This window comes from Rhizobium sp. 2MFCol3.1 (assembly GCF_000377565.1).
Taxonomy (GTDB): domain Bacteria; phylum Pseudomonadota; class Alphaproteobacteria; order Rhizobiales; family Rhizobiaceae; genus Rhizobium.
Genome location: NZ_KB898353.1, coordinates 413667 through 440394 on the forward strand (window position 1 = coordinate 413667; position 26728 = coordinate 440394).

25 protein-coding genes are annotated in these 26728 nt (G+C 61.3%); 16 read left to right on the top strand and 9 right to left on the bottom strand.

Annotated features, from left to right (window positions below; genetic code table 11):
- Window positions 1–72: 72 nt before the first annotated feature.
- On the bottom strand, window positions 73–1566 hold the full coding sequence (locus D460_RS0101710) for a Do family serine endopeptidase (RefSeq protein WP_018896764.1): 1494 nt from the start codon (window positions 1564–1566) through the stop codon (window positions 73–75).
- A 516-nt stretch (window positions 1567–2082) separates the two neighbouring features.
- Here D460_RS0101710 and D460_RS0101715 point away from each other — a divergent pair.
- The 3 genes from D460_RS0101715 to D460_RS0101725 all read left to right on the top strand — a co-directional run bounded on the left by D460_RS0101715 (window position 2083) and on the right by D460_RS0101725 (window position 4514).
- The gene (locus tag D460_RS0101715; RefSeq protein ID WP_018896765.1) at window positions 2083–2874 is read left to right on the top strand and encodes a DeoR/GlpR family DNA-binding transcription regulator; all 792 of its coding nucleotides are present in this window, start codon (window positions 2083–2085) and stop codon (window positions 2872–2874) included.
- Window positions 2875–2913: 39 nt separating this feature from the next.
- Complete coding sequence (locus D460_RS0101720) at window positions 2914–3372, top strand: YbaK/EbsC family protein (protein WP_018896766.1); 459 nt, start codon at window positions 2914–2916, stop codon at window positions 3370–3372.
- Window positions 3373–3479: 107 nt separating this feature from the next.
- On the top strand, window positions 3480–4514 hold the full coding sequence (locus D460_RS0101725; RefSeq protein WP_018896767.1) for a Tim44 domain-containing protein: 1035 nt from the start codon (window positions 3480–3482) through the stop codon (window positions 4512–4514).
- Between the two features lie 24 nt (window positions 4515–4538).
- On the opposite strand, the gene D460_RS0101730 is transcribed toward D460_RS0101725, so the two are convergent.
- Window positions 4539–5210, bottom strand: a complete 672-nt coding sequence (locus D460_RS0101730) for a J domain-containing protein (RefSeq protein ID WP_026282689.1) — start codon at window positions 5208–5210, stop codon at window positions 4539–4541.
- Between the two features lie 350 nt (window positions 5211–5560).
- Here D460_RS0101730 and panC point away from each other — a divergent pair, with 350 nt between their 5' ends.
- The 5 genes from panC (at window position 5561) to D460_RS0101755 (ending at window position 12802) form a co-directional block, all read left to right on the top strand.
- Complete coding sequence (panC, locus tag D460_RS0101735; protein ID WP_026282690.1) at window positions 5561–6430, top strand: pantoate--beta-alanine ligase; 870 nt, start codon at window positions 5561–5563, stop codon at window positions 6428–6430.
- Entirely contained in the window at window positions 6430–7251 is an 822-nt protein-coding gene (gene panB / locus D460_RS0101740) for a 3-methyl-2-oxobutanoate hydroxymethyltransferase (protein ID WP_018896770.1), read from the top strand. Before panC ends, panB begins: the two co-directional genes overlap by 1 nt.
- Before the next feature lie 318 nt (window positions 7252–7569).
- On the top strand, window positions 7570–8643 hold the full coding sequence (locus D460_RS0101745) for an efflux RND transporter periplasmic adaptor subunit (RefSeq protein WP_018896771.1): 1074 nt from the start codon (window positions 7570–7572) through the stop codon (window positions 8641–8643).
- Window positions 8643–9719 (top strand): efflux RND transporter periplasmic adaptor subunit, encoded by a 1077-nt coding sequence (locus D460_RS0101750; protein WP_018896772.1) that lies wholly within the window; start codon window positions 8643–8645, stop codon window positions 9717–9719. The genes D460_RS0101745 and D460_RS0101750 overlap by 1 nt, the downstream gene beginning before the upstream one ends.
- Window positions 9716–12802 carry an efflux RND transporter permease subunit gene (locus tag D460_RS0101755; RefSeq protein WP_018896773.1) on the top strand — a complete coding sequence of 1029 codons (3087 nt, stop codon included), beginning with the start codon at window positions 9716–9718 and terminating at the stop codon, window positions 12800–12802. Before D460_RS0101750 ends, D460_RS0101755 begins: the two co-directional genes overlap by 4 nt.
- On the opposite strand, the gene D460_RS0101760 is transcribed toward D460_RS0101755, so the two are convergent.
- Both D460_RS0101760 and D460_RS0101765 read right to left on the bottom strand, forming a co-directional pair.
- The gene (locus D460_RS0101760; protein ID WP_018896774.1) at window positions 12803–14011 is read right to left on the bottom strand and encodes a TIGR03862 family flavoprotein; all 1209 of its coding nucleotides are present in this window, start codon (window positions 14009–14011) and stop codon (window positions 12803–12805) included.
- Between the two features lie 136 nt (window positions 14012–14147).
- Window positions 14148–14351: a DUF2735 domain-containing protein gene (locus D460_RS0101765; protein WP_018896775.1), complete on the bottom strand. Its 204-nt coding sequence runs from the start codon at window positions 14349–14351 to the stop codon at window positions 14148–14150.
- Window positions 14352–14832: 481 nt separating this feature from the next.
- Between D460_RS0101765 and D460_RS0101770 the strand changes: the two genes are divergently transcribed.
- The 6 genes from D460_RS0101770 (at window position 14833) to D460_RS0101795 (ending at window position 20686) form a co-directional block, all read left to right on the top strand.
- A complete protein-coding gene (locus D460_RS0101770; RefSeq protein WP_018896776.1) occupies window positions 14833–15873 on the top strand; it encodes a glutamine synthetase beta-grasp domain-containing protein in 1041 nt (346 codons plus the stop codon).
- Window positions 15874–16133: 260 nt separating this feature from the next.
- A complete protein-coding gene (locus D460_RS0101775) occupies window positions 16134–18083 on the top strand; it encodes a BTAD domain-containing putative transcriptional regulator (protein WP_245267705.1) in 1950 nt (649 codons plus the stop codon).
- A 120-nt stretch (window positions 18084–18203) separates the two neighbouring features.
- Complete coding sequence (locus tag D460_RS37050; RefSeq protein ID WP_018896778.1) at window positions 18204–18329, top strand: hypothetical protein; 126 nt, start codon at window positions 18204–18206, stop codon at window positions 18327–18329.
- Between the two features lie 11 nt (window positions 18330–18340).
- Complete coding sequence (locus D460_RS0101785; RefSeq protein ID WP_018896779.1) at window positions 18341–19597, top strand: YcaO-like family protein; 1257 nt, start codon at window positions 18341–18343, stop codon at window positions 19595–19597.
- Complete coding sequence (locus D460_RS0101790; protein ID WP_018896780.1) at window positions 19594–20337, top strand: TfuA-like protein; 744 nt, start codon at window positions 19594–19596, stop codon at window positions 20335–20337. Before D460_RS0101785 ends, D460_RS0101790 begins: the two co-directional genes overlap by 4 nt.
- Window positions 20338–20416: 79 nt before the next feature.
- Window positions 20417–20686 (top strand): hypothetical protein, encoded by a 270-nt coding sequence (locus D460_RS0101795; protein WP_018896781.1) that lies wholly within the window; start codon window positions 20417–20419, stop codon window positions 20684–20686.
- A gap of 27 nt (window positions 20687–20713) precedes the next feature.
- Here D460_RS0101795 and D460_RS0101800 read toward each other — a convergent pair whose 3' ends face one another.
- The 5 genes from D460_RS0101800 to D460_RS0101825 form a co-directional block, all read right to left on the bottom strand.
- Window positions 20714–21112: a helix-turn-helix transcriptional regulator gene (locus tag D460_RS0101800; protein ID WP_018896782.1), complete on the bottom strand. Its 399-nt coding sequence runs from the start codon at window positions 21110–21112 to the stop codon at window positions 20714–20716.
- Window positions 21113–21711: 599 nt separating this feature from the next.
- Window positions 21712–22206: a cupin domain-containing protein gene (locus tag D460_RS0101810; protein WP_018896783.1), complete on the bottom strand. Its 495-nt coding sequence runs from the start codon at window positions 22204–22206 to the stop codon at window positions 21712–21714.
- 53 nt (window positions 22207–22259) lie between these two features.
- On the bottom strand, window positions 22260–22589 hold the full coding sequence (locus D460_RS0101815; protein ID WP_018896784.1) for a chaperone modulator CbpM: 330 nt from the start codon (window positions 22587–22589) through the stop codon (window positions 22260–22262).
- A gap of 2 nt (window positions 22590–22591) precedes the next feature.
- Window positions 22592–23509 carry a J domain-containing protein gene (locus D460_RS0101820; RefSeq protein WP_018896785.1) on the bottom strand — a complete coding sequence of 306 codons (918 nt, stop codon included), beginning with the start codon at window positions 23507–23509 and terminating at the stop codon, window positions 22592–22594.
- Window positions 23510–23635: 126 nt separating this feature from the next.
- On the bottom strand, window positions 23636–24436 hold the full coding sequence (locus D460_RS0101825; protein ID WP_026282691.1) for an inositol monophosphatase family protein: 801 nt from the start codon (window positions 24434–24436) through the stop codon (window positions 23636–23638).
- Between the two features lie 215 nt (window positions 24437–24651).
- Between D460_RS0101825 and D460_RS0101830 the strand changes: the two genes are divergently transcribed.
- Complete coding sequence (locus D460_RS0101830) at window positions 24652–25665, top strand: substrate-binding domain-containing protein (RefSeq protein ID WP_026282692.1); 1014 nt, start codon at window positions 24652–24654, stop codon at window positions 25663–25665.
- A 118-nt stretch (window positions 25666–25783) separates the two neighbouring features.
- On the top strand, window positions 25784–26668 hold the full coding sequence (locus D460_RS0101835) for an AraC family transcriptional regulator (RefSeq protein ID WP_026282693.1): 885 nt from the start codon (window positions 25784–25786) through the stop codon (window positions 26666–26668).
- The last annotated feature ends 60 nt before the right edge of the window (window positions 26669–26728 follow it).

Here is a 26728-nt window from a genome sequence, read left to right on the forward strand (position 1 = left end):
GCCGCCCGGCTTATGATGGTCGTATCAATGAATAAAAGGACCGGCGTGTGGTGACGCCGGTCCTTCCGAACGCTAGGCCGCAGCGAAGGGAACAGCCACGAAGGTTTTGTTGCCGCCTCGCTGTACGAGGAGCAGCACGGACTTCTTCTCGGTCTTTGCTGCATCCGCCACCGCGTTCTTAGCTTCACTCGCGTCGTGAACGGTCCTGTCGTTCACCGACAGGATGATGTCTCCGGTCTGCAGGCCGGCCTTCGCTGCGGGCTTGTCCGGCGCCACATTGGCGATGACAGCGCCTTCGACCTTCTGCGACAGGCCAAGCTGGGCGCGGATATCGGGGGTGAGGTCGGCAAGTGCGACGCCGATCCTCGGTCCGCTCTGCGCATGCTTTTCGGTGCCGCCGGCACTTGCGAGCTGCTGTCCGTCATCGCCTCCGCCGATCGCAACCTTCAGCTCTACGCTCTTGCCGCCGCGCCAGACCGTGACGGTCTGTTTGTCGCCAGGCGACAGATCTGCCACCAGGCGCGAGAGATCCTTCGGCGATGTCACGCTGTCGCTTCCGACGTTGGTGACGACGTCGCCAGCCTTGAGACCAGCCTTGGCAGCGGGTGAGCCTTCCGAGACGTCGGCGACGAGCGCGCCTTGCGGCTTGGCAAGACCGATCGCATCGGCGACATCCTGTGTGACGCCCTGGATCTGAACGCCGAGATAGCCGTGCTCGATGGAGCCGTTCTTCTGCAGCTTGGCGACGATCGTCTTGGCTTCATCCGATGGGATCGCGAAGCCGACACCGACGCTGCCGCCGTTCGGCGAATAGATGGCGGTGTTGATGCCGACGACATGACCGTCGCGATCGACGAGTGGGCCGCCCGAATTGCCGTGGTTGATCGGCGCATCGATCTGGATGAAGTCGTCATAAGGACCGCTGTGCAGATCCCTGCCGCGTGCCGAGACGATGCCCGCCGTCACGGTCGTGCCGATGCCGAAGGGGTTGCCGATGGCCAATATCTGGTCGCCGAGCTTAAGCTTGCCGGAATCGCCCCAGGCGATGGTCGGCAACGCCTTCGGGGCCTCGATCTTGACCACGGCCAGATCGGCCTTGGCGTCGGCGCCGATCAGCTTGCCTGGCAGTTCCGTGCCGTCGTCGAGCGTCACCTTGATATCGGTGGCGTTGGCAATGACGTGGTTGTTGGTGACGATATAGCCGTCCGGGCTGACGATGAAGCCGGAGCCGAGGGCCTGCGCATGCTCACCCGATTGCGGCGCCTGATGTGGGACCGGAATGCCCTGCTGTTCGAAGAACTGCTTGAACTGCTGCTGCATCTCGGAATTGTCGGTGCCGTCGTCGGCGCCCGATGCCTTCATCGTCGTGACGATGGTCACGACCGCCGGCTTGTCGGCATCGACGACATCGGCGAACGAACCGCTACCGTTGGGGGAGGTGGCGACGGACGCTGGCGACGCTACCGCCGAAGACGTTTCGAACGCATAGGGAAGCGATGCCGCGCCAACGATGATTGCCGCACCGAGAAGGGCTGCTGACCGGCGGCGATTGAGGATGTTTGACATGATGTCTGTCCTTTGGATGTGTTGCTCGATCGCGTGATGGCTTTCACCAGTAGTAGACGCGTGAGATACATATCTGTCGGCAGAACTGTATTTTCAAATTAAATATAAATTAGGTAATTGTTACGTTTTCGTCATTTATTACAAGAGTTTAATGATGCCGTGCGAAGTATAGTTCGCGCTCACGAGCGCGCCTACTATCGTAGGCCGGATGCTGTTTTCCGGGCCGGTATCTGGGTGGCTTTGATGGGGAATTTCGACCGCGATCGGCCATGCTTTGTCCTTGGACAAGCTTGCCGATCGCGGAAGAGCCTTGGGAGGCATTGCGTGGTCCGCCGCAGGGCTGGGACGCGGCGCTTCACTAGCCCGGCACCACCGGCGCGTCGATACACAGTAAAGTGACCAAGCCCGCGAATTTCTGTCATAAATGAAAGTGATCACCGTCATTTTGCGTGGCGGCTTCGGCTCTGTTATGGGTAATTCGGGCAAAAACGAAACTGAAGCGAAAGCACTCGCACAATGTTCCTGAGCGACCGTCAAACCGAAATCGTCGACATGGCCAAGTCGAAAGGCCGGATATTCGTCGAGGATCTGGCAGCGCATTTTTCCGTGACGCCGCAGACCATTCGCAAGGATCTCAACGACATCTGCGATGCCCAGATCCTGACCCGCGTGCATGGCGGCGCGGTGTTCCCGAGCGGTACCGAGAACGTCAAATACGAGGCGCGACGCCAGATCGCGTCGAGCGAAAAGCAGGCCATCGGCCTCGCCGCTGCCAGCCTCATCCCCAACAATGCGTCCCTGTTCATCAATATCGGCACGACGACCGAGGCGGTCGGTGAAGCCCTCATCAATCACCACGAGCTGATGGTGATCACCAACAACATCAACGTCGCCAACCGGCTGAGGCTTCTGCCGGCCATTGAGGTGGTGATTGCAGGCGGCGTCGTGCGCAGTGCCGATGGCGGCATCGTCGGCGAGGCGGCCGTCGATTTCATCCGGCAGTTCAAGGTGGATTATGCCGTGATCGGCGCCTCCGCGCTCGATGAGGACGGCGCACTTCTCGATTACGATTTCCGCGAGGTGAAGGTGGCGCAGGCGATCATCGCCAATGCGCGCCATGTCATCCTGGTCGCCGATTCCACCAAGTTCGAGCGCACCGCGCCGGTAAGGATTGCCCAGCTTTCCCAGGTGCACACCTTCATTACCGATCGTTGCCCGGTTCCATCGGTGCGGCAGTTCTGTCTTGAGAACGACGTGCGGCTGATCGAAACAAGCACGCAAAGGCAGGCGCAGACCGAGCCGGCGTGAAACGCTTTCCAATATTCCGATCAAGGATGACTGTTGCCCATGAGCCTAGAGACCGTCCGCGCATTCCTCAGCGCATCCGCCCCCGATATCGACATCATCGAAACCGAGATGAGTTCGGCGACCGTCGCGCAGGCGGCCGAAGCGCATGGGGTCGATCCGGCGCAGATCGCCAAGACGATCTGCCTGCGGCTAGATGACGCGCCGATCCTGGTGGTAGCGGGCGGTCTGGCGCGGTTGGACAATCGCAAGTTCAAGGACACGTTCGGCACCAAGGCGCGGCTGCTGAATGCCGAAGAGGTCGTCGAGGCGACCAGCCATCCTGTGGGCGGCGTCTGCCCGTTCGGGCTTCCGTCGCCGCTGCGCATCTATTGCGACGTCTCTCTCAAGCAGTTCGACGTGGTGGTGCCCGCCGCGGGATCGACGAATTCGGCTATCCGGATCGCGACGGATCGCCTGGCGGAGCTGACCAAGGCGACTTGGGTCGACGTCTGCCAATAGGCCGATACACAAACAATTGAACCAGATTCAACGCAAAGCTTAAAACGCGGGAAAAGAAACCTATATAAGAAGGCGAAACTCAATTGTTGCCATATAGGAGACTTTAGATGCCTCGTGCCGTTTCACGTTTTGCCAAGGTTGCAGCGATCGCCGCCCTGACAGGCGTAACCGTATTTGCGTCCATCGGGGATGCGGATGCACGGCGGGCAGGAAGCTCCGGTTTCGGCAGCCGCGGCACGCGTACCTTCCAGGCGCCGCCTGTCACCCGCACCGCGCCGGCCCCTGCCGCGCCGATGGATCGTTCGATGAGCCAGCGCCCTGAAACCAACGCGCCTGGCGCCGCGACGCAGCCGGCCTTCGGTGGTGCTCAGCAGCGCGGTGGTCTGTTTGGCGGTTTCGGCCGGTCGATGATCGGCGGTCTCGTCGCCGGCGGATTGCTCGGCATGCTGCTCGGCCACGGGTTCGGCGGCGGCTTCGGCTTCCTCGGCATGCTCCTGCAGTTCGCTTTGATCGCCGGCGCCATCATGCTCGCCGTCCGCTTCTTCGCCAATCGCGGCCAGCAGCCCGCCTATGGCTCGGCGCGTCCGAGCGGCGTCAGCCCGATGGCATCGAACGGCAACTCGTCTTTCCGCATCCCGAGCATCGGTTCGGGCGCGGCCGGCTTTGGCCTCGGCGGCTCGAATGCCGCTCCGCAGCCGCCGCGCAACGATCAGCCGAGCGATGAAATCGGCATCAAGCCTGATGACCTTGACCGGTTCGAGCAGCTTCTCACCGAGGTTCAGACGGCCTATGGCGCCGAGGATTACGGCACGCTGCGCAAGCTGACGACGCCGGAAGCCATGTCCTATCTCGCCGAGGAACTGGGCGAAAACGCCACCAACGGCGTTCGCAACCAGGTCAGCGACGTCAAGCTGCTGCAGGGTGATGTCGCCGAAGCCTGGCGTGAAGATGGTTCCGATTACGCGACGCTTGCGATGCGCTATCAGTCCATCGATGCTGTCATCGAGCGCGATGGCGGCCGGGTGGTGAGCGGCGACACGCGCTCGCCGACCGAGAGCACAGAGGTCTGGACCTTCGTGCGCAAATCCGGCACCGACTGGAAGCTTGCAGCTATCCAGGGCACCGAACAGCGCGCAGCCTGATATCTATCGAGTTGAAACCCTGCTTCAGCCTTCCTGGGCTGCGGCAGGCACGACCCAAAGCGGTCGATCTTCGCGCCGTGGCGCGGCAATCGTTGGAGCGGCTTCCTCTTCTGTGAGGAGGCCGTCTTCGTTTTCGCTGACGTCCACTTCATACGCGTAGTCGTAAAGCATCTCGCAGGCGCGTTCGCTGGCCTTGATCTTGGCCTCGGTCTCGCTGATCGCCGAGGCGATCGCCTTGACGCGTGCGCGCAGCATGGACCCGAGAATATCGGTCGAGGGCCGCTTTTCCAGGCGTTCCAGGTGATGTTCGATACGCGCGGCGTGGCGCTCGAGTTCACGTTTGGAGAAGCGCGCCTTGCGCATGTCCTCGGAGAGATCGTCGCGCATGCGCGCGAGCGGATCGAAGGTGCCGGGCTCGCGCTCGTCCAGCGTCAATTCATTGACGAGCTTCTCGATGACGATCAGCGCCTGCAGATCGACGGGATCTGCGAGTTCGACGTCATAGCCGGTATCGTCGAACACCTTGCGGCGAACGGGATCGAGCAGCAGCTCATAAGCCTTCTGCACCCGCCCGAAGGCATTGGGATCGCCACCGGAATCCGGATGCGTCGTCTTCGCGCGCCTGCGGTAGGCCGACTTGATCTGGTCATCGCTCGCGTCCCTGCGGACACCGAGAATCTCGTATGGATTGGTCACTGTCCCTCCGCTGCTGTCGGACATCGTCGTGACACCCGTGAAGGGCATTCGTCTATCAATGCCGTTCTTCTACCATCACTGGGGCAGAGTTTGGACAAAAGAATGCATAAGTTTGCGTGAACGCCCGGATTGGCTGAGGGCGTCCACCGTCTGTCCACAGTTTGATTGGACGCACCTGCTTGCCACGTCGTTTTCCGCGCGAAAATCAAAGCAATAGGAAAATCGGATGCCGCAGGAATGCTTAATCGATATAATGGCGCCGCTTGCGTTGACGCTGTCAGTCAAATCGAGTTCTATCCGCCACCTTCTTGCGCCAGCCACGCTGGCGGAGAGCTTTGGAGGACGGTTTCGTGCGTATTATCAAATCGATAGCGGATCTTAGGGCGTGCCTGGATATCTATCGGCGTGAGGGCAAGAAGATCGGCCTGGTGCCGACCATGGGCTTTCTGCATGTCGGTCACATGGAGCTTGTCTCGCGCGCCAAGGCTGCAAACGACGTGACCGTGGTGTCGATTTTCGTCAATCCGCTGCAGTTTGGCGCCAACGAGGATCTGGCGCGTTATCCGCGCGATCTCGAGCGGGATTCTGCGCTTCTCAAAAATGCCGGCGTCGACTTTCTGTTCGCGCCCGAGGTGACGGACATGTATCCGCGCCCGATGCTGACGGTTGTCGATGTGCCGGAGATTGGCCGACAGCTGGAGGGCGAGGTTCGCCCGGGTCATTTTGCCGGTGTCGCCACTGTCGTCACCAAGCTCTTCAATGTCGTCCAGCCCCATGCCGCCTATTTCGGCGAGAAGGATTATCAGCAGGTGGTGCTGATCAAGCGGATGGTCGAGGACCTCGCGCAGCCGGTCGACGTGGTCGCGGTGCCGACTGTGCGCGAAGCCGATGGCCTGGCCTGCTCTTCCAGAAATGTCTACCTGAGCGAGACGGAGCGCGCCGCTGCCGTCATCGTGCCGCGGACGCTCGACGAAGCGGCCCGGCTCTATGCCGAGGGCTGTGATGATCCCACGCAATTGGAAACCGCTTTGACCCGTTTTGTGGCGTCGGAACCGCTCGCGAGTGCCGAGGTCGTCGCCGTCAGGCATCCTGAAACGCTTGAACCGCTGACGTCGCTGCAATCGGCGCCGGCGCTCGTGGCGCTTTTCGTGCGGATCGGCAGCACGCGCCTGCTCGATAACCGCGTCATCGGCCTGACCGCACAGTCGAGGGCTGCCTGATGAGCGCGCAGGGCAAGCAGAAGCGACTGACCACGGCCTCGATCCGCTCGATGAAGGGAGGAGATCGCGTCGTCTGTCTCACCGCCTACACGACGCCGATCGCGCGGCTGCTGGACCCGCATTGCGATCTGCTTTTGGTCGGCGATTCCCTGGGCATGGTGCTTTACGGCATGGAGACGACGGTCAGCGTCACGCTCGACATGATGATCGCCCATGGCCGCGCCGTCATGCGCGGCGTGTCGCATGCCTGCGTCATCGTCGATCTGCCGTTCGGCAGCTATCAGGAATCCAAGGAGCAGGCCTACCGAAATGCCGTCCGCATCCTGCAGGAAACGGGCTGCGACGGGGTGAAGCTCGAGGGTGGTGAAGAGATGGCCGAGACCATCGCCTTCCTGACATCGCGCGGCGTGCCCGTCTTCGGGCATGTCGGGCTGATGCCTCAGCTGGTCAACACGGCCGGCGGTTTCCGCTCGCTGGGGCATTCGGAGCAGGAGGCGACGAAGATCCGTCGCGATGCGGCGGCGGTTGCTGATGCCGGCGCCTTTGCGGTCGTCATCGAGGGAACGGTCGAGCCGCTGGCGCGCGAGATCACGGCCTCGCTTTCCATCCCCACCATCGGCATCGGCGCGTCTGTCGCCTGTGATGGCCAGGTGCTTGTGTCGGACGACATGCTGGGCTTGTTCAGCGATTTCAAGCCGCGCTTCGTCAAGCGCTTCGCCGAGTTGGGTCCGCTGGTGTCGCAGGCGGTGGAGGCCTATGCAGAAGACGTCCGCGCCGGCCGCTTTCCGAGCGTGGAACACACCTTCCAGCCGCGCAAGTAGACGCGTGCGCTATTTGCGCGCTCGCGCGATCTTTGGTCGCGCTTCGATAGCGGGAACTTGCGCTTAATTGCATCTTTTCTGAAGTGCGCTACATTCAACTCGCTTCATGTGCGAATTGCGTCCTGATGATATCGATCGCAGGCCGCCTTCTTGCGAAGCGGTGACGGTGTGACGTCGATCCCGGCGTATTCGCGGCAGCTATAAGATTTTTAGGAGTGAATTCATTGCTGTAGCCTCCGGCCATCCGCCGACAGGTCCTCAGCGCCGATAAGGCCTACTCAGCTTGTGTCAGTTTTGGAATTCGGGGGAACTCCTGAGATGCACATCAAGACGTTCAGCCTGCTTCTTCTATGCCTCTCGTTCGTATCCTGCCAAAAAGAAGGCGGCGAGCCCGCCGAACTGACCATTCCAGTGCGTGCCGAACCGGTGGCGCTCCAGGATTTCCGCTACAGCATCAAGCTCACCGGCGCGATCGCCGCCCATATCGAATCCAATCTCTCTTTCCGCGTCAGCGGCAAAGTCACCGAGTGGACCGCCGATGTCGGCGCGCATGTGACCGCCGGGCAGGTGATCGCGCGGGTCGATCCGCAGCAACAGAAGGCCGATGTCGAGGCCGCGCAGGCAGCGCTCGTCGCCGCGCAGGCGGACGTCGAGCAGGCGACCTCGGAGTTCGAGCGGCGCAAGACGCTGCTCGCCAGCGGGTCGATCTCCAAGGAATCCTACGATCAGGCGGCCACGGCGCTTGATACATCCAAGGGCTCGCTCGACAACGCCAAGGCGCAGCTCGGTACGACCAAGGATGCGCTCGGCTATACAGAGCTGAGGACGGATGCCGATGGCATCATCACCGCCCGCAATGTCGAAGTCGGACAGGTGGTGCAGGCGGCACAGACCGCATTCACATTGGCGCAGGACGGGCCGCGCGATGCGGTGTTCTACATCTACGAGACCCTGCTGCAGTCGAGGCCCGATACGCCGAGGATCGAGGTGGCGCTCGTCAGCGATCCTAATGTGACGGCCTTCGGCAAGGTCACCGAGATCTCGCCGACGATCGATACCTCCACCGGCACAGTGCGCGTGAAGATTACGCTTGAGGAGACGCCTGCGAGGATGACGCTGGGCGCGCCGGTGACGGGCTTTGCTCAATCGGCACCGACCAAGATGATCATCCTGCCCTGGACGGCATTGTTTGCCATCGACGGCAAACCGGCGGTCTGGGTGATCGATCCGAAAGATGAAACCGTCAGCCTGAAGCCTGTCAAGGTCGCGACCTACGAGACCGGTCGCGTGATCATATCGGGCGGTCTCGATGTCGGCGAGATGGTCGTCACCGATGGCGGCAAGATGCTGCGGCCAGGCCAGAAGGTGACGGTCGAAGGAGGGCAGAGCTGATGCGGCGGTCGTCTATCCCCAAGCTTCTTGTCATCCCGATGATCATCGCGCTCAGCGCATGCAGCGAAGAAAAGGAGACGGCTCCCCCGATACGGCCGGTCTTGTCGAGCATCATCGAGCTCTCGAACTTGCCGACGCCGAGCTTCGCCGGAACGGTTGCGCCGAAGACGGAGACACCGCTCGGCTTTCGCGTGGGCGGCCTGATGGTGGCGCGCGATGTGAATGCGGGCGATGTCGTGACGAAGGGCGAGCTCCTGGCGTCCCTTGAACCGACCTCGCTGGAGCTCGCGGTCAGATCGGCACAGGCGCAGCTTGCCAATGCGCAGGCGCAACTCGCCAATGCGAGATCGACCGAAGAGCGCGCCCGCGCCACATTCCAGGGCGGGACGGCGACCAAGTCCAGCCTCGAAAGCAGCGTTCAGGCGACCCAGACCGCGCAGTCGGCCGTGGTGCAGGCACAGACGGCGCTCGACAAGTCGAACGAGGATCTCTCCTACGCACAGCTTCTCGCGACCTTCGACGGGATCGTCACCGCCACGTCGGTCGAGGTGGGGCAGGTGGTATCGGCCGGCGAATCCGTGCTGACGGTCGCCATGCCCGGCGAGCGCGATGCCGTCATCGATATTCCCGAGGGCGAACTGATCCCGGCGATAGGGGATGCCTACTCCATCCTGCTGCAGATCAATCCGTCGATCACGTCGGCAGGTGTGGTGCGCGAAGTGGCGCCGGCAGCTGATGCCGCGACCCGTACGCGCCGCGTCAAGATCGCGCTTCAGAACCCGCCCGACGCCTTCAGGATAGGAACAACGATCACGGCGATTCGCCAGGCTCGCGACATCAAGAAGCTGTTCCTGCCTGCCTCGGCGATCCTCAATCAGGACGGCAAGACGCTGGTGTGGATCGTGGATGAGAAGGCCGAAACCGTTCGATCGCAGGAGGTGAAGCTACGCGACAAGACGTCGGCGCATCCCGAGGTCGTCTCGGGTCTGGAGCCGGGGACGCGCGTCGTCATCGCCGGCGTTCATAGCCTGAAAGAGGGGCAGAAGATCAAGGTCGAGGGTGGTGCGCGCTCATGAACAAGTTCAACCTCTCCGACTGGGCGCTCGAACACCGGTCGATGATCTGGTACTTCATGATCGTCTTCGCGCTGCTGGGCATCTTCTCCTACATGAACCTCGGGCGCGAGGAAGATCCGAATTTCACCATCAAGACGATGACGATCTCGACGCAGTGGCCCGGCGCTTCCGCCGAGGAGACCACGCGGCAGGTCACCGAGCGCATCGAGCGCAAGCTCGAGGAACTTGAATCGCTCGACTACACCAATTCGATCACGATCGCGGGCCAGACGACGGTGTTCGTCTACCTCAAGGATTCCACCAAGGCGCGCGACGTGCCGGGGATCTGGGTCGACGTTCGAAACATGGTCAGCGATATCGAGGGGCAGTTTCCCTCGGGCGTGCAAACGCCGACCTTCAACGACCGCTTCGGCGACGTTTTCGGCAACATCTACGCCTTTACCGCCGACGGATTCACGCAGCGCCAATTGCGCGACTATGTCGAAAGCGTCCGCCGCAGCATCCTGACTGTCCCGAATGTCGGGAAGGTCGATCTGGTCGGCGCGCAGGACGAGGTGATCTTCCTCGAATTCTCGACGCGCCAGCTCGCTGCCCTCGGCATCAGCCAGGCCGATGTGCTCAACACGCTGCAATCGCAGAACGCGATCACGCCATCGGGCGTGCTGCAGGCTCAGGGCGAGCGCGTCAGCCTGCGCGTCAGCGGACAGTTCACCTCGGAAGACAGCCTGCGCAGCGTCAATCTGCAGGTCAACAACCGTTTCTTCCGGCTGAGTGATATCGCGACGATCACGCGCGGTTACACCGATCCGCCGACAGCGCTCTTTCGCGTCAACGGCATGCCGGCGATCGCGCTCGCCATCGGCATGAAGCAGGGCGCCAATCTGCTTGAGTTCGGCAAGGCGCTGCAGGCCGAGCTGCGCAAGGTGCATGCGACGTTGCCGATCGGCATCGAGCCACATCTCGTCGCCGACCAGCCCGTCATCGTCGAGGAGGCGGTGTCGGGGTTCACGCGGGCGCTGGCGGAAGCGATCATCATCGTGCTCTTGGTGAGCTTCGTCAGTTTCGGCTGGCGCGCGGGGTTGGTCGTTGCCTTCGCGATCCCGCTGACCTTGGCGATCACCTTTGTGTTCATGGAATATGACGGCATCTCGCTGCAGCGCATCTCGCTTGGCGCGCTGATCATTGCGCTTGGCCTGCTCGTCGATGACGCGATGATCGCCGTGGAAATGATGGTCGCGCGGCTTGAGGCCGGGGATCCGATTACCAAGGCGGCGACCTACGTCTATTCGCATACTGCCTTTCCGATGTTGACGGGAACCTTGGTGACCGTCTCGAGCTTCATGCCTGTCGGCCTCAACAACAGCGCCGCCGGCGAGTTCACCTTCTCGCTCTTCGTGGTCATCGCGGTGTCGCTGGTCGTGTCGTGGATCGTGGCGGTGGTGTTCGCGCCCTTGCTCGGGGTGACCATCCTGCCCAAGACAATGAAGCGGCATGAGGAGAAGAGCGGCTGGTTTGCAAACGGCTTCGCGAAGATCCTCGATGTCTGCATGCGCTTCCGCTGGATCACCATCGCGGCGACGGTCATCGCCTTTGCCTGCGCGGTCTACGGCATGCGCTTCGTCCAGGAGCAGTTCTTCCCGTCGTCCGACCGGCTGGAGCTGATCGTCGACTTCTCGTTGCCCAACAACGCCTCGATCAACGAAACCGACCAGCAGATGGCGCAATTCGAGAAGGAGAAGCTGCAAGGCAATCCCGATATCGAGCGCTGGTCAACCTATGTCGGGCAGGGCGCGCAGCGCTTCGTTCTGTCTTTCGACGTGCAGCCGCCGAGCCCGTCTTTCGGCCAAGTGGTGATCATCACCAAGAGCCTGGAGGTGCGCGACAAGCTGCGGGTGGATCTTCAGGAGTATCTTACCAAGACCTTCGTCGGCACCGACGCCTATGTGAAGCTTCTCGACATCGGCCCGCCCGTCGGCCGCCCGGTTGCCTATCGCCTCAGCGGGCCTGATATCGAAGGGGTCCGCCAGCGCGCGCTGGAACTCGGCGCGGTCATGAGCCAAAATCGATCGTTGGGCGATGTGGTCTACGACTGGAACGAGCCGCAGCGTGTCGTGAAGGTCGATGTTCTTCAGGACAAGGCGCGTCAGCTCGGCGTCACCTCGGAGGATATCGCATCCGCGCTGAACGGCATCGTTGGCGGCGCGTCGGTGACGCAGGTGCGCGACGATATCTATCTGATCACGGTTCTGGCGCGGGCCCAGGCATCCGAGCGGCGATCGATCGAGACGCTGCGCGACCTGCAGCTGCGCACCAGCAATGGCAACTCGGTTCCGTTGGCGGCGATTGCGAACTTCCGCTACGAGACCGAGCCGCCACGGATCTGGCGCCGAGACCGCCTGCCGACGGTCACGGTGAAGGCTGCCGTGATCGACAACAAGCAGCCGGCGACGGTGGTCGATCAGCTGGCCAAGGACATCGACGCCTACTCCGCCCAGCTGCCGACCGGCTTCACGCTTGAAGTGGGTGGCAGCGTCGAGCAAAGCGCCAAGAGCCAGGCGCCGATCGCAGCCGTGGTGCCGATGATGCTGTTTACGATGGCGACGATCCTGATGATCCAGCTACAGAGCTTCTCGCGACTGTTTCTGGTCTTCGCGGTCGCGCCCCTTGCCCTGATCGGCGTGGTGATCGCGCTTCTATCGAGCGGCGCGCCGATGGGCTTCGTGGCGATCCTCGGCATCCTTGCCCTGATCGGCATCCTGATCCGAAACTCGGTAATTCTTGTTGTGCAGGTGGAGGAACTCAGGCGCGAGGGGCATCATCCATGGGATGCGGTGAGAGAGGCGACGCAGCATCGAATGCGGCCGATCCTGCTGACGGCGGCGGCGGCGAGCCTTGCGCTGATCCCGATTTCACGCGAGGTGTTCTGGGGGCCGATGGCCTATGCCATGATGGGCGGCATCATCGTCGGCACAGTGCTGACGCTGCTCTTCCTGCCCGCGCTCTATCTTGCCTGGTTCAGGATCAAGCGACCGGACGGCGATGAACATGTTGCGGAAAAGGAAGTGACTGGAGGCGCGGGCTGATCAGGCCCGCAGCCAGTCTGCGATGCCGCGTGCGGCGGCGCGACCGGTCGCGAAGCACGCGGTTAGTAGATAGCCACCCGTTGGGGCTTCCCAATCGATCATTTCGCCGGCGACGAACAGGCCGGGCCGCTGCTTCAGCATGTAGTGCTCGTCGATCTCGGCCCATGCGATGCCGCCCGCCGACGAAATGGCTTCAGTGATCGGGCGCGGAGCGACAACCTGGATAGGCAGCGCCTTGATCAGCCGCGCCAGCCGAGCGGGGTCACGCAGATCGGCATCGTCACCGCATTCGCGAACGAGGTTCGCCTTCACGCCATCGAGGCCGGCGCCTTTGCGCAGCCGGTTGGCGAGGCTCGTCTTGGCGTCCTGCTTCCCGAGATCGCGTTCGAGCCGCTCCAGCGCCCGCCCGGGCATCAGGTCGACGATGAGTGCTGCGCGCTGTCCGGATGCCAGCGCATCTCGCAAAGCCGCGGCATGGGCGTAAACCAGGCTTCCCTCTATGCCGTGTTGGGTAACGACGAACTCTCCCTGCATCGATCCCGCCGGCGAGGTCGCCACCACGGACTTGACCGCAGCGCCGGCGAAGCGCTCGCGAAACACCGCGCTCCAGTCGACGTCGAAGCCGCAATTGGCCGGTTGGAAATCGTGAACCGTAACGGCCTCATTTCGCAGCCAGTCGACCCAGCGACCGTCCGAGCCAAGCCGCGGCCAGCTCTGTCCGCCAAGGGCAAGCAAGGCGGCATCGGGTCGGACAACGAGGTCGCCTTCGGGCGTTTCGAACAGATAGCCGCCGTCGGAAAAGCCCTGCCAGCGGTGCCGCGTCCGGATTGTCACCCCCTGCGCGTCGAGTCTCCTGATCCACGCGCGCAAGAGGGGAGATGCCTTCATCGCCACTGGAAAGACGCGCCCCGAGGTTCCAACGAAGGTCTCGGTCTCCAGATCGGCGGCCCATTGCCTGATGTCGTCAGGGCGAAAAGCGTCGAGCGCGTTGCGCAGGCACCCGTTCGCGCTGCCGAAGCGCGTCGCAAAGCGTTGATAGTCTTCGGAATGGGTGATGTTGAGGCCGGATTTTCCGGCGAGCAGGAATTTGCGAGCGGCCGTCGGCATAGCCTCGTAGACCGTGACCCTATGCCCGGCTGAAGACAGGATCTCCGCCGCCATAAGCCCCGCCGGCCCGCCGCCGATGATGGCTACCTCTTTATCCGACATATATTCGCCCGCAATTGAACTCGCAGACCCGTCATGACGCGTGCGCCGGATATACGCAACCCCGCCAAAGCGGAGCCGCTCGCAATCACGTTAGATGCCGATGCGAACGGAGCGCACCAAGCCTGACAAAAAGACGTCAGTCCACAAAACGCGGGGTAAAGCGCGGCTGGGCAGAGGCTTCTTCTTCTTTCATGGCGTCTTCGTGGTACCAGCAGCTGTCGTAGACGCAGGGTTCCAGATCTTTTTCCAGATCAACCTTCTGGCGAAGCGCCGATGAAGCGAAGCGCTTCGCCGGGAAAGCGTAAATCGTTGCCGACTCGTGATGCACACCAGTAACCATGTCATGCCTCCAAATTGAGTCCGCCCTAAAGCGTTAAGGATGACAATAACACATCTGCACAGAGAATGCGCTATTTGATTGAAAAAAGTGCAACAAATGTTTGAATCGTGTGCAGTTGCAATTTGAACAGCTTTATATCAGAAATTCACAGAATACATAAAATATGCATTTGCATAATAAATGAGCAAACTAGGTATTGTGCGGAAAAAACTGACGGCGCCGCTGTTCATCTTTTTCCAGTGAGACGTTCTGTCAACAGGCGGCGTAAACGCTTGAGTCCACTGGCACTTCAGGGCTCGCTTCGATCCAATGGCACCTGCTTGGTTGGCGCCGCAACGGCCCCTTTCCGCGTGGTCTTTTCGCCCCTCGTCGCGAACTGGCACGCTACATGCATACTCTTTGGCATCCCTCCACGGGCAAGGCGGCTTCGGCTTCCGCGTCCCTGGGACCTGCTGACACCTTTGTTTTGAGAGACTCGCAAATGACCAAGTATAAGCTCGAGTACATCTGGCTCGATGGATACACCCCGGTACCGAACCTTCGTGGCAAGACGCAGGTCAAGGAATTTGCAGAATTCCCGACGCTCGAGCAGCTGCCGCTCTGGGGCTTCGATGGCTCCTCCACGATGCAGGCTGAAGGCCGCAGCTCCGATTGCGTGCTGAAGCCCGTCGCCGTTTATCCGGACCCGGCTCGTACCAACGGCGTACTCGTCATGTGCGAAGTCATGATGCCTGATGGCGTTACCCCGCATGCTTCCAACAGCCGCGCAACCATCCTCGACGACGAAGATGCATGGTTCGGCTTCGAGCAGGAATACTTCTTCTACGAAAACGGCCGTCCGCTCGGCTTCCCGGAACAGGGCTACCCGGCTCCGCAGGGTCCTTATTATTGCGGCGTCGGCTCCAGCAATGTTGGCCCGGTTGCGCGCGAAATCGTCGAAGAGCATCTCGACCTCTGCCTCGCTGCCGGCATCAACCACGAAGGCATCAACGCCGAAGTGGCCAAGGGCCAGTGGGAATTCCAGATTTTCGGCAAGGGCTCCAAGAAGGCCGCTGACCAGATCTGGATGGCACGCTACCTGCTGCAGCGCCTGACTGAAAAGTACGGCGTCGATATCGAGTATCACTGCAAGCCGCTCGGCGACACCGACTGGAACGGTTCGGGCATGCACTGCAACTTCTCGACAAAGTTCATGCGCGAAGTTGGCGGCAAGGCCTACTTCGAAGCTCTGATGGCCCAGTTCGAAAAGAACCTCGATGCGCACATCGCCGTTTACGGCCCGGACAACGACAAGCGTCTGACCGGCAAGCACGAGACCGCTCCGTGGAACAAGTTCTCCTACGGCGTTGCCGACCGCGGTGCTTCGATCCGCGTTCCGCACTCCTTCGTCAAGAACGACTACAAGGGTTACCTGGAAGATCGCCGCCCGAACTCGCAAGGTTGCCCTTACCAGATCGCTTCCCAGGTTCTGAAGACGATCTCGGAAGTTCCGACGGCTGGTTTCGCTTCCGCTGCCGCTTAAGCCAAATCCTGATTGATTGTGATGGCGCTGGTCGAAAGGCCGGCGCTATTTCTTTTGGATCACGGCCGATATGCCTCGCATTGGCACGGCGAGCGAAGATGGTCGCGATTTCTTCCCGCCAATCCCGATTTTTCTAAACCCTGTTTGCGATCGCCATCGTCCAACGGTTGAAAAACTCAACCGAACGGCCGCATTCCTTTTGCGTTATAGTCTCTTTTCACTATACTTGTGTTGGATCATCCAAACGCGAGTTACCCTTGGTGTCAGTGGCTAAGCACAGCCTCCTGCTTCGCTTGCTCGGAAAGCCCGCGCTTTTCGCCAATGACGGCGAAATCGTGCTTCCGGAAAAAGCCTATCCGCTCTTGGCTTTCGTTGCCGCGTCGTCGCAGTTCTCGATGGAGCGCGAGACGTTGCGGGGCATGCTCTGGCAATCCGACGTGTCGAAGCAGCGCGCCGGCAGCCTTCGGCAGCTGCTTGCGCGGATCGATCGCAGCGTGCCGGAAGGCCTTCCCCGCCTGATCACCGCCACCAACACTCATATCACACTCAATGCCGACCACTGGGCCACCGATGTCTTGCTGCTGCGGGATGCGACGCATCCGCTGGCGCGGAGTGATTGGGCCTTGCTCCAGGGCGAGCTGCTTGAGGGTTTCCGCGCGCCGACGATGGAAGCCGACGAGTGGGTGACGATCGAGCGCCGCCGAATTGCCGAATGCCGCGACGCGCATCTGATGACGCTGCTTGATTCGCCAGACAAGCTGACGCTCGCCGATACGGTGCTGCTGGCCGGGCTGCTTGTGGCCACGGATCCGGCGAACGAGGCGGCCTGCCGCGCGCTGATGAAGGCGCATGCGACGGCGGGGGATCTCACTTCCGCACGGCAAGCCTATTTCCGCTGCCGCAACGAATTGAAGGCCGAGTACGGTGCCGAGCCGGATGCGACAACGCAGGCTCTCGCATTGGAATTCGGCATCATCGCGCCGGCAGCGCCGGCCGTAGCCGAAGCAGCCCCCGTCCGGCCCGCGACCGCCGATCCGCTCGGCCAGCCGCGCGTGCTCATCCTTCCACCGGAAACGATGTTGTCGGAGCCGCTGTTGCAGCGTGTCGGCCGGGCGCTCCTCGAAGACGTCACGATCGGCCTCAGCCAGCAGCGCGGGTTCAAGGTCATTGCGGCGCATACCAGCGTCGAAATCCTGAACCGCAGCCTCGCCAGCGGCGAACTGCAGCCCATGCCGCCGGAATTGCGTTTCGATTACACCGTCTATGTGACGATCCACGGCCGTGAGGACGAGATCTACGCGACCTGCCGGCTGACCAAGACCTCGACCGCAGAAGTGCTTTGGGCGATCGACCTGCCGCTTGCCATGCAGAAGGTCAACCAGTCTTTCGGACAACTGGCGCGGCGTATCGTCATGACGCTCGCCGATACGATCGAGCGGCGCGAATTGACGGATATGATGCACGATGTCTCGCCCTCGGCCTATCGGCTCTATCTCGAGGGCAAGCGGCTCGTATCGAAGACCGATCTGCAGCACCTCCGGCAGGCGCGCAAGTGGTTCAAGTCGGCGTTGTCGAGACATGACCGCTTCTCCTCCGCCCATGCCGGCATGGCTCGCGTGTTGGGCATGGAGTGGCTCGTTCGCGGCATGAAGGACACCGCACTTCTGGAAGAGGCCGATCGCTCGGCATGGCAGGCGCGCGATAGCGATCCGAACAGCGGAAGAGCCATGCGCGAGCTTGGCTTCGTGGCGCTCTATCGCCGCCGCTTTGCCGATAGCCTCGATTTCTTCGCCGAAGCGCAGATGCTCAATCCGAATGATGCGGATATTCTGGCCGATCACGCCGATGCGCTTCTGCACGACGGGCAGAGCGATCGGGCGCTGGAACTCAGCCACGCCGCGCTGAAGCTCAATCCGCTGCCGCCGGATTACTACTACTGGAACCTGGGCGGCATTCATTTCGTCCAGGAGAATTACGCCAAGGCGATCGAGGTGCTCGACCGCGTCAAGGACCGGCCGGCGACTTCGCGTCTGCTCGCTGCAGCCCACGCCAAAAACGGCGATAAGGCTACCGCAGCGCATTACGCCTCGGTTGTCCTCGAGAATTTTCCGGATTTTCGCACGGAAGATGTCTGGCGTTTCGTGCCGGATCGCAACCCTGACGATACTCGCCAGCTGATAGACGGACTCAGGATGGCTGGCCTGTCCTGAAGTGCTACAGATGGCGATCTTGGCCGTTAATTAGCGAAATTTCCAGTCACACCGGAATAACGCCGGCCGGTCACAGTCTCTCCTGTCCGCAGCAAATGCTGCCACCAAAAGGAGAAAACCATGACCAACGCAATCAAGTCCACCGTTCGCCTCTCCGCTGCTGCCCAGGCCGTCCTCAAGCGGAATGCCGTTCAGCTCGACACCAACGCGACCGCGAACATCGTTCACGCTCTGAAGTTCCGTTGAGGTTTTTGCGAATGTCTGTTCAGGCAGCACTCACGGATCTGGCTGGGGATCTAAGTCTTTCCGCGGCGGGCGTCAGCGCCTACCACGACCGCTCCCTGACGCCTGGACAGACATTCGCGGCGATCAAGCCGCACTTTGCCGAGCTTGGAATAACGCGCGTCGGTTTGTTGACGGCGCTCGATCTTCTTGAAATTCCAGTCGCCTTCGCGACCCGCCCGAACAGCTACACGCTGTCCGTCTTCCAGGGCAAAGGCATCGACGAGGACGCCGCGATGACCTCGGCTGCCATGGAAGCGGTCGAAACCCGCGTTGCCGAGATGCAGCCGGATGATCTGGTCATATCAACGCTCGCCGGCATGAAGGCCGAGCGTGCGCCGCTGATCGATCTCGATTCCGTTGCGCGCTGCGTGCCATCGGACATCGATGCTGGCCCGCTCGCCTGGAGCGAAGGTCTTGATATTATGAACGACCAGCCGGTCTTCGTGCCGTGGTCGCTTGTCGGCCTCGACCATCGTGGCACCAGACCTTCCGGCTTCGAGCAGTCCAGCGACGGCCTGGCATCGGGCAATCGCCCTGCCGAGGCCGTGCTGCACGGTCTGTGCGAACTGGTTGAGCGCGACGCATGGGCGCTGACGCAGCTTCGCCCCTTCGATGAACTGCGCGGCTCGCGCATCGATCCGGCCGGTTTCGGCGATCCCGTCATCGACATCATCACCGACCGCATCGTCCGCGCCGGCATGCGGCTCCTGCTGCTCGATATGACGACCGATATTGGCGTGCCGAGCTTCCTCGCCGTCATCATTCCCGGCGACCTCGGCGACCGCGTCGATGCGCGCTGGACGAATGTCTGTGGCGGCTGCGGTTGCCATCCGGATCCTGTCCGCGCCGCGCTGCGCGCCATCACCGAGGCAGCGCAAAGCCGGTTGACGGCGATCGCCGGCAGCCGTGACGACTTCTCGCCGCGCGTCTACCAACGCCTCGATGGCGATGGACCGATGCAGCAGCTGATCGAGCTGTGTGATGAGACGCCGGTTGCGCCACGCTTTGCCGAGCCTGCCAAGCGCAGCATCCAGCAGACCATCCGTCTTATCCTGGATCGGCTGCGGGCGCGGGGTATCGAGCAGGTCGTGGCCGTGCCGATCCCGCATCCGCGCCTTCCGGTCTCCGTCGTCCGCGTCATCGTGCCCGGCCTCGAGGTCGATGTCAGCGGCGAATTCATTCAACTTGGCTTGCGCGCGATCGGCGCCATGCAGGGAGCCCAGGCATGAGAGTAATTTTCGCAGGACCAAGCTTCGGCCGGGATCTCGACAGGCTTCAGGCCGAGCATCCGTCGATCGAGTTTCGCGGGCCGGCCGCTCGGGGCGATATCCTGCAGGCGGTTCGTGATGGCGCGCGCGCCATTGGCATCGTTGATGGTTACTTCGGCGAGATGCCGTCCGTCTGGCACAAGGAAATCCTCTTCGCGCTCGAGCAGAACGTCGTCGTCGCAGGCGGCGCCAGCATGGGCGCGCTCAGAGCCGCCGAATGCTCGGCGTTCGGCATGGTTGGCATCGGCTCGATCTATGGCGATTACGCCGACGGCCGGCTCATCGACGATGAGGCGGTTGCGCTGGTTCACGCGCCGGCCGAGCTGGGCTGGCTGCCGCTCTCGGTTCCGTGGGTCGATTATCAGCCGACAATCGACGCGCTGAATAGTCGGGGCCTGCTTTTGTCGGGCGAGTACAAGAAGCTTCTGCTTGCGGGCCGGGCGTTGCATTTCTCCGAGCGCACCTATCCGAAGGCAGTGGAACGCTGCGCTTTCGATAACGCCGCGCGCGCCAAGGAAATCGTGAAATTGATTCGCGCAAACAAGATCGAGCGCAAGCGCGCCGATGCCGATATGGTTCTGGATTACCTCGAAAGCGTGAAATTCACCGCTGGAAAGCGCAGCTGGGGCTTCGCGGCAACGTCACACTGGGAGATGCTACATGCGGAAATCAGCACCCCGGTAACGCCTGTAACGCTCTAATAACGCCACGCCTGAATGATGGAAGCACTGGAGCCCCAAAGTGGTGTTTGGGGCATCTCAGAGAGGCGGAGCGGACGAGATGAACATTCAGACGATGGACGAGGGAAGCGGAAGCGAATACGCGAGGATTTTCCGCTTGCTGTCGGCCGCGAAGGACGAAGCGCAGAAGCTCAAGTTGAACAACCTGACGCATCTGACGAACATGGCTCTGCTGCAGGTCGTCATCGATTGGGATGGAATCGACCCGGAGCGTGAGCTGGACGTGAATCTGGAAAAGCTGATCGGTACCAAGACGAAAGTGGCAATGAAAGACGCGCGAGAAAATCTCGTCGTCCTAGAGCGCCACTAATCGTTGATGAGATCCGCCGAAGCCGCTTTATTCGGCGGCTTCGCTTTCGATCTGCTCCATGCCGGCAATTGCCTGCACCAGCTTGACGATTTTCTTGCGAACCTGCTCGTTCTTGATCGACAGGAAGGCAGCGTTCAGGAGCACACCGTCGCGCGATACGACGAACTCGTCGCTCGGGGTCGGATTGTCATTGGCGTTGGCCGAAATATCTTCGAAGAAGGAGCGGACGTCGACATCGAGCGCACCGGCGATTTCGACGAGCATGCTTGCCGAAACGCGGTTCGAACCCTTCTCGTATTTCTGAATCTGCTGGAACGTGACGCCGACGCGGTCACCGAGTTCGGTCTGCGAAACCTTGCGCATCAGGCGCTTGATGCGGATCGTCTTGCCTACATGGACGTCGACGGTATGCGGAGCTTCTTTCATGGCCTTATCCTTCTAACGCCAGTGCGGCGTGCTTATTATTCCCTGCGGCAACCTTACCAAGATATTTGAACGGATCAATTGTGCCGCCCATTTTTATTCCCGCCAACTGATGTGCCTGAAGACCCTGACTTTCAACTGAAAACAGCGCTTGGATCAGCAAATTTGTGTGACGTCGAATGCAATCATAAGTAAGTATTCCAGTTCAATCTGACCAAACGGGGCTTATATACATCCTCCGGTAGATAAATCGCCGGAATTTGAGATTAGCATCGAAGGCCGTTATATCCGCTGGGAACGTTCCTTTTAGGGCTTTTCCGCGCGGTAACAAAACGGTGTACGCGGCGAATTGACGATTGGATTAGTGGTCGCTGAACTTATTGTTGTAATCTGCATTTGTTCGCGCTGACCAGCGAAAACCCCTGCTAAGCAGTGCTTTTGACGTAAGGTGCTGGATGAAAACATGAATCCGGCTGCCGTTTTCTCGCAAATTTCGAGTGCGGAGATCGATGCATCGCTTCGCCTGGACGAAAGATTTATCTGAAGAAATTTGCCGAAGCGGCTGTCGACCAATTCTTCATTAGCACACTACCGAGAGTGGATTATTTGTGTATCGGATCGATCCACCGAACGTCCTCAGGCTTTTCAACCGGTTCAATATCGAGATTGACAACCACGGGCTCCTGCCCGGACCGGACGAGGACGCACTCCAGCGTCTCGTTTTGGCTCGCATTGATCTCCTGATGCGGCACGTAAGGCGGCACGAAAATGAAGTCGCCGGGCCCGGCCTCGGCGGTAAATTCGAGATTGTCGCCCCACCGCATCCGCGCCTTGCCCTTCACGACATAAATGATGCTTTCGAGGTCGCCATGATGGTGCGCGCCGGTTTTCGCGTTGGCGTGGATCGTCACCGTGCCGGCCCAGATTTTCTCAGCGCCGGCGCGGGCATTGTTGATCGCCGTCGCGCGGTTCATACCGGGGGTCTGCGCAGTGTTCGGATCGAGCGCATTGCCCGGGATGACCTTCACGCCGTGCTCGCGCCAGTCGATGGGTTGATGCGAATGATCGGCGTCGTGGGAGCCGTGATCGTTGCTCAAGTCGGGTCTCCTTCCCTTGTCCGGCTGCGGGCATCGCGCTTAGCCGGAGCCGTTCAGCCTGCTCGCGCGGAAAACGCGTCGAGCTTGTGGCGCAGCCGGCGGCGTACGTCGTCGTCCTGCTGCTCCATGGCGCCAAGCATGTCACGGACGGTGCCGCGCAGCCCGTGTATCTGGTCGACGAGATCCATGATCAGGTCGACGCCGGCTTCGTTGACGCCCATATCGCGGGTGAGGTCGAGGATCAGTCGCGCGCGCGCGACATCGTCGTCGCGGAACTCGCGATCGCCATCATGGACTTCGGGGATCAGCCAGCCCTGCTCGATCCACACGTCCACCACGGTCACGTCGATCTTCAGGGTCCGGCGGAATTCAAGATCATTCATGGCTACTCCTCCATGCCTTTTCTCGGATTCTGTGGATTGGCCGGCGTCCACTCGCTCATGAATTCGGCAAGCTTCGGATCCGGCTCATCCGGCAAGACGACTTTCAGCGACACATAGATATCGCCGGCGCCGCCACCGCGCTTCGGCGCGCCCTTGCCCTTCAAGCGCAAGACCTTGCCGCTGCTGGAATTGGCGGGCAGCGTCAGATTGACCGCGCCCGATGGCGTGGGTACGCGCACCTTGCCGCCGAGCACCGCCTCGGGCAGCGATATCGGCAGATCGATGCGGATGTCATCGCCATCGCGAACATAGAACTTGTGCGGACGAACGCGGATCTCCACCAGCGCGTCACCCGGCGGACCGCCGCCGATCCCCGGCTCGCCCTTGCCCTTCAGGCGCAGTGTCTGGCCGTCGCGGGTTCCGGCCGGGATCTGCAAGTCGAGTGCGGGGCCATCCGGCAGGCGTATCTGTGTCTTGGTGCCGTTGATGGCGTCTAGAAAATCGACTTCCATCGAATATTGCCGGTTCTGCCCCTGAGAGCGGAACTGCCCGCCGCCGCGACCACGTCCGGAGAAGAAGCTTGAGAATATGTCGTCGCTGTCGCCGAAGTCGGCGAAGCCGGCATTGTTCTGATAGCGGCCGCCGGCGCCCGCTTGCGAGGCGTAGTCGCGATAATAGTTGCGCTGCGCCTGCTCGGCGCCGGTCATGTCGATCTCGCCTCTGTCGAAGCGCTTGCGCTTGTCCTCGTCGCCGACGATCTCGTATGCGGCGGAAATTTCCTTGAAGCGGTCCTCCGCCTGCTTGTCGCCGGGGTTCAGGTCGGGATGCAGTTTCTTGGCGAGCTTGCGGAACGCGCTCTGGATCTCTTTTTGCGTAGCGTCCTTCTTGACGCCCAGAAGCTCGTACGGATCTCGGCTCATACATGTCTCCGTTCAGCCGGCGCGGATCGCCGGCATTCTTCGCATGTATATATAGGTTGCAAAATCGCGTCGGACGAGAGGCGCGATGTCGCTCCTGTGCTCAAGCCGCCGCCGAGGCGAGCGTATTTAGACGCCGGCGATCTTGCGGAGATCGTCGATGGCGCCGGGTCCCGCCGCGAGCACCTTGGCGCCTTTGGTCAGTCCCTCGCCGTTGGTCGGGAAGGGATGGAACCAGCCGCCGGCTTCCTTGACGAGGCAATATCCAGCCAGGCAGTCCCAGGCGTGCATGTAGGGCTCGTAATATCCGACGAGGCGGCCGGCGGCGACATAGGCGAGCATGAGCGCGCCGGAGCCGTTGCGGATGAAATTGCCGCCTGCCTCCAGCAGTTCCTCGACCATTTTGGCGACCGTGGCGGGCGAAACATGGCTGTTCGCGCCGATGCCGGTCACCGCGTTGCGGATATTGCGTTCGGGGCTGAGCTCGAGCCTCTTGCCGTTCAATGTGGCGCCCATGCCGAGGGCTGCGGCGTAGAGTTCATCATGGCAAGGCGAGGCGATGACGCCGACGACAGGCACATCGTCGTGCAGCAGGCCGATCGAGACGCACCAGTTCGGCATGCCGTTGACGAAGGGGCTGGTGCCGTCAATCGGATCGATCACCCAGGTGAAGCCCGACGTGCCTGATGTGAGACCATACTCCTCGCCGAGAACGCCGTCTCCGGGATAGGCTTCCGCGAACCGTGCGCGGATCAGGTTCTCGACCTCCCGGTCGGCGATCGACACGACGTCCTGGGGGTCGCGCTTCGTCTCAATCACGAGCGTGTCGCGGCGCTTGAAATAATCGAGCGCCACGGCGCCTGCCTCGCGGGCAACGGCCTCGGCAAGGGCTAGACGAGCTTCGAGCCCTGGAATAACGCGCAATGTCATCGCAACATGTCCTTTATCGGAAACGATGGCTGGATACAGCCGCTGAAAGTCGCGCTTGCAAGCAGCTGTGGGCATTATTGCAAGCGCGTGCAAAACGAACACTCCGCCGCGCGCTATGTCAATATTCGTCATGAAAACTTCATATTGGCTGAGGTCGTTACGGATTGCACGCAAGTGCAACTCGATGCAAAGGTGCGTGCAACAAAAGGATTGCCATGCCGTCTAAATTATTCGTCAGCGCGCAGGAAGTCGCCGAGAGGGCAGGGGTGTCCCGTTCCGCCGTATCGCGAACCTTCACGCCGGGAGCCAGCGTTTCCGCCGATACGCGCAAACGGGTGCTGGAAGCGGCCGAGGCGCTTGGCTATCACGTCAATCATCTGGCGCGTGGCCTGATGCGCAACGAGAGCGGCATCGTTTGCCTGATCGTTTCCGATGTCGCGACACCCTATCGCTCGGCGCTTTTGCGGGAACTGACCATCCAGCTGCAGAACGCAGGCAAGGTCGCGATGTTCGTCAATACCGATCGCTCGGATGGCAGCGTCGACCGCGCGCTGCAGCAGGCGATCCGCTACCGGGCCGATGCGTCGATCATTCTTTCCGGACTGCCGGATAAATCCATCACCCAACTCTGCCTTCGCAGCGGCCAGCGGCTGGTGCTGATCAACCGCGACGACGATCAGCCCGGGCCGTTGAAGATCAACCTCGACGACTATGAGTCCGGCGGCAGGATCGCGACGGCATTCGTGCGGGCGGGATGCAAAACGCTCGCCTTCGCGAACTCCGAAGCAGGGACGCCAAGTCTGATGGGTCGCGAGCGCGGATTTATCGCTGCCGCCACGAAGCTTGGTCTCGAGGTCGTCGTCGAGCGCTATGGATCGACGGGATACGAGGCGGGCCGGGTGCTTGCGCAGCGTATGCTGACGCGCGCCGAGCGTCCGGACGGCGTATTCTGCGCGACCGATTTGCTCGCCTGCGGTTTCATGGATGCCGCGCGCCACCAGTTCGGTCTGTCGATCCCGGATCAGCTGTGCGTTGCCGGCTTCGACGATATCGAGCAGGCATCGTGGTCGTCCTTCAATCTCACGACCTTCGCGCAGCCGGTGATGGCGATTGCCACGCAGGCGGTGAAATGGCTCGCCTCGGGCGGTCATGAGGACGAGCCGGAGGAGGCTCATTCTGTTCGCTTGAAAGCCGAGCTCATCTGGCGCGGGTCCATCCGCAAGGGCTGATCGAGGTCGTACGGCCAGCCGCCCTAAAATATGGGGGCTTTTTTAGCGCGGGATTGCGTTAGATCAGCGCTTGCCTTAAACTTGAGTTTATCAAGAAGGTATAGTGCGCGCCCCATCCATGACATTTCAACCCCGCATGCAAAACAAGATCGAAGGTTTTTCCGTCGTCGGCGGCCTTCACAGGCGATCCTGGAATGGCATCGTTGCGGATGTTTGGGATGTGGAATGCGCGCCCTATGCCGGCGGTTACTATGTGTCCAATGATCCCAGGCTTTTCATTCTGCTGGATATGAACGGCGCCGGCCGTTCGACGATGAAGCTGAGCTCGAAGGGCGCGGGCGCCGCGGAAGAGGACGAGAACCAGCCGATTTCCTATGTGCCTGCGGGAATGGAGCTCTGGGCCAATCTGAAGAACGTGCAATTTCTTCGTCATCTGGATCTGCATTTCGACGCCGAGATCGTGGCGCGCCGGTTGATGGAGGAGCTCGATCCGGATCGGCTGACGAGCCCGCGCTTGCTGTTTTCCGATGAACGCGTGCTGACGCTGTCGCGCATGATCGCGGCCGAATGCATGAACCCGGCACCGCTGCACGATCTTTATGGCGACGGTCTGGCACTGGCGCTTATCATCGACGTCATGAAGCTTGGGAAGAGCGAAGTGCGCAAGCGCAGCAAGCTTGCCTCATGGCAGTTGCGCAAGGCAAAGGATTTCATCACCGAGAACTGCATGCGCAATATCAGGCTGGAAGAGCTTGCGACGCTGGCCGGGCTCTCGCAATCCCACTTCAGCCACGCCTTCAAGGCCTCCACCGGCATGGCGCCGCATCAATGGCAGATGAATGCCCGGCTTGAGCGCGCCAAAGAGCTCCTGCTGCACGGCGACCAGCCGCTCATGGTCATAGCCGCCGAGACCGGCTTCTCGGATCAGGCGCATTTCACCCGCGTCTTCCGCAAGAATATCGGCACGACGCCCGCCACCTGGAAGAAAGCGCGCGTTGCCTGAACGACACACCATGTGAGCCTTTGGCCGCGCGTTGAAAAATTGCCCAAAAACATTCAATTC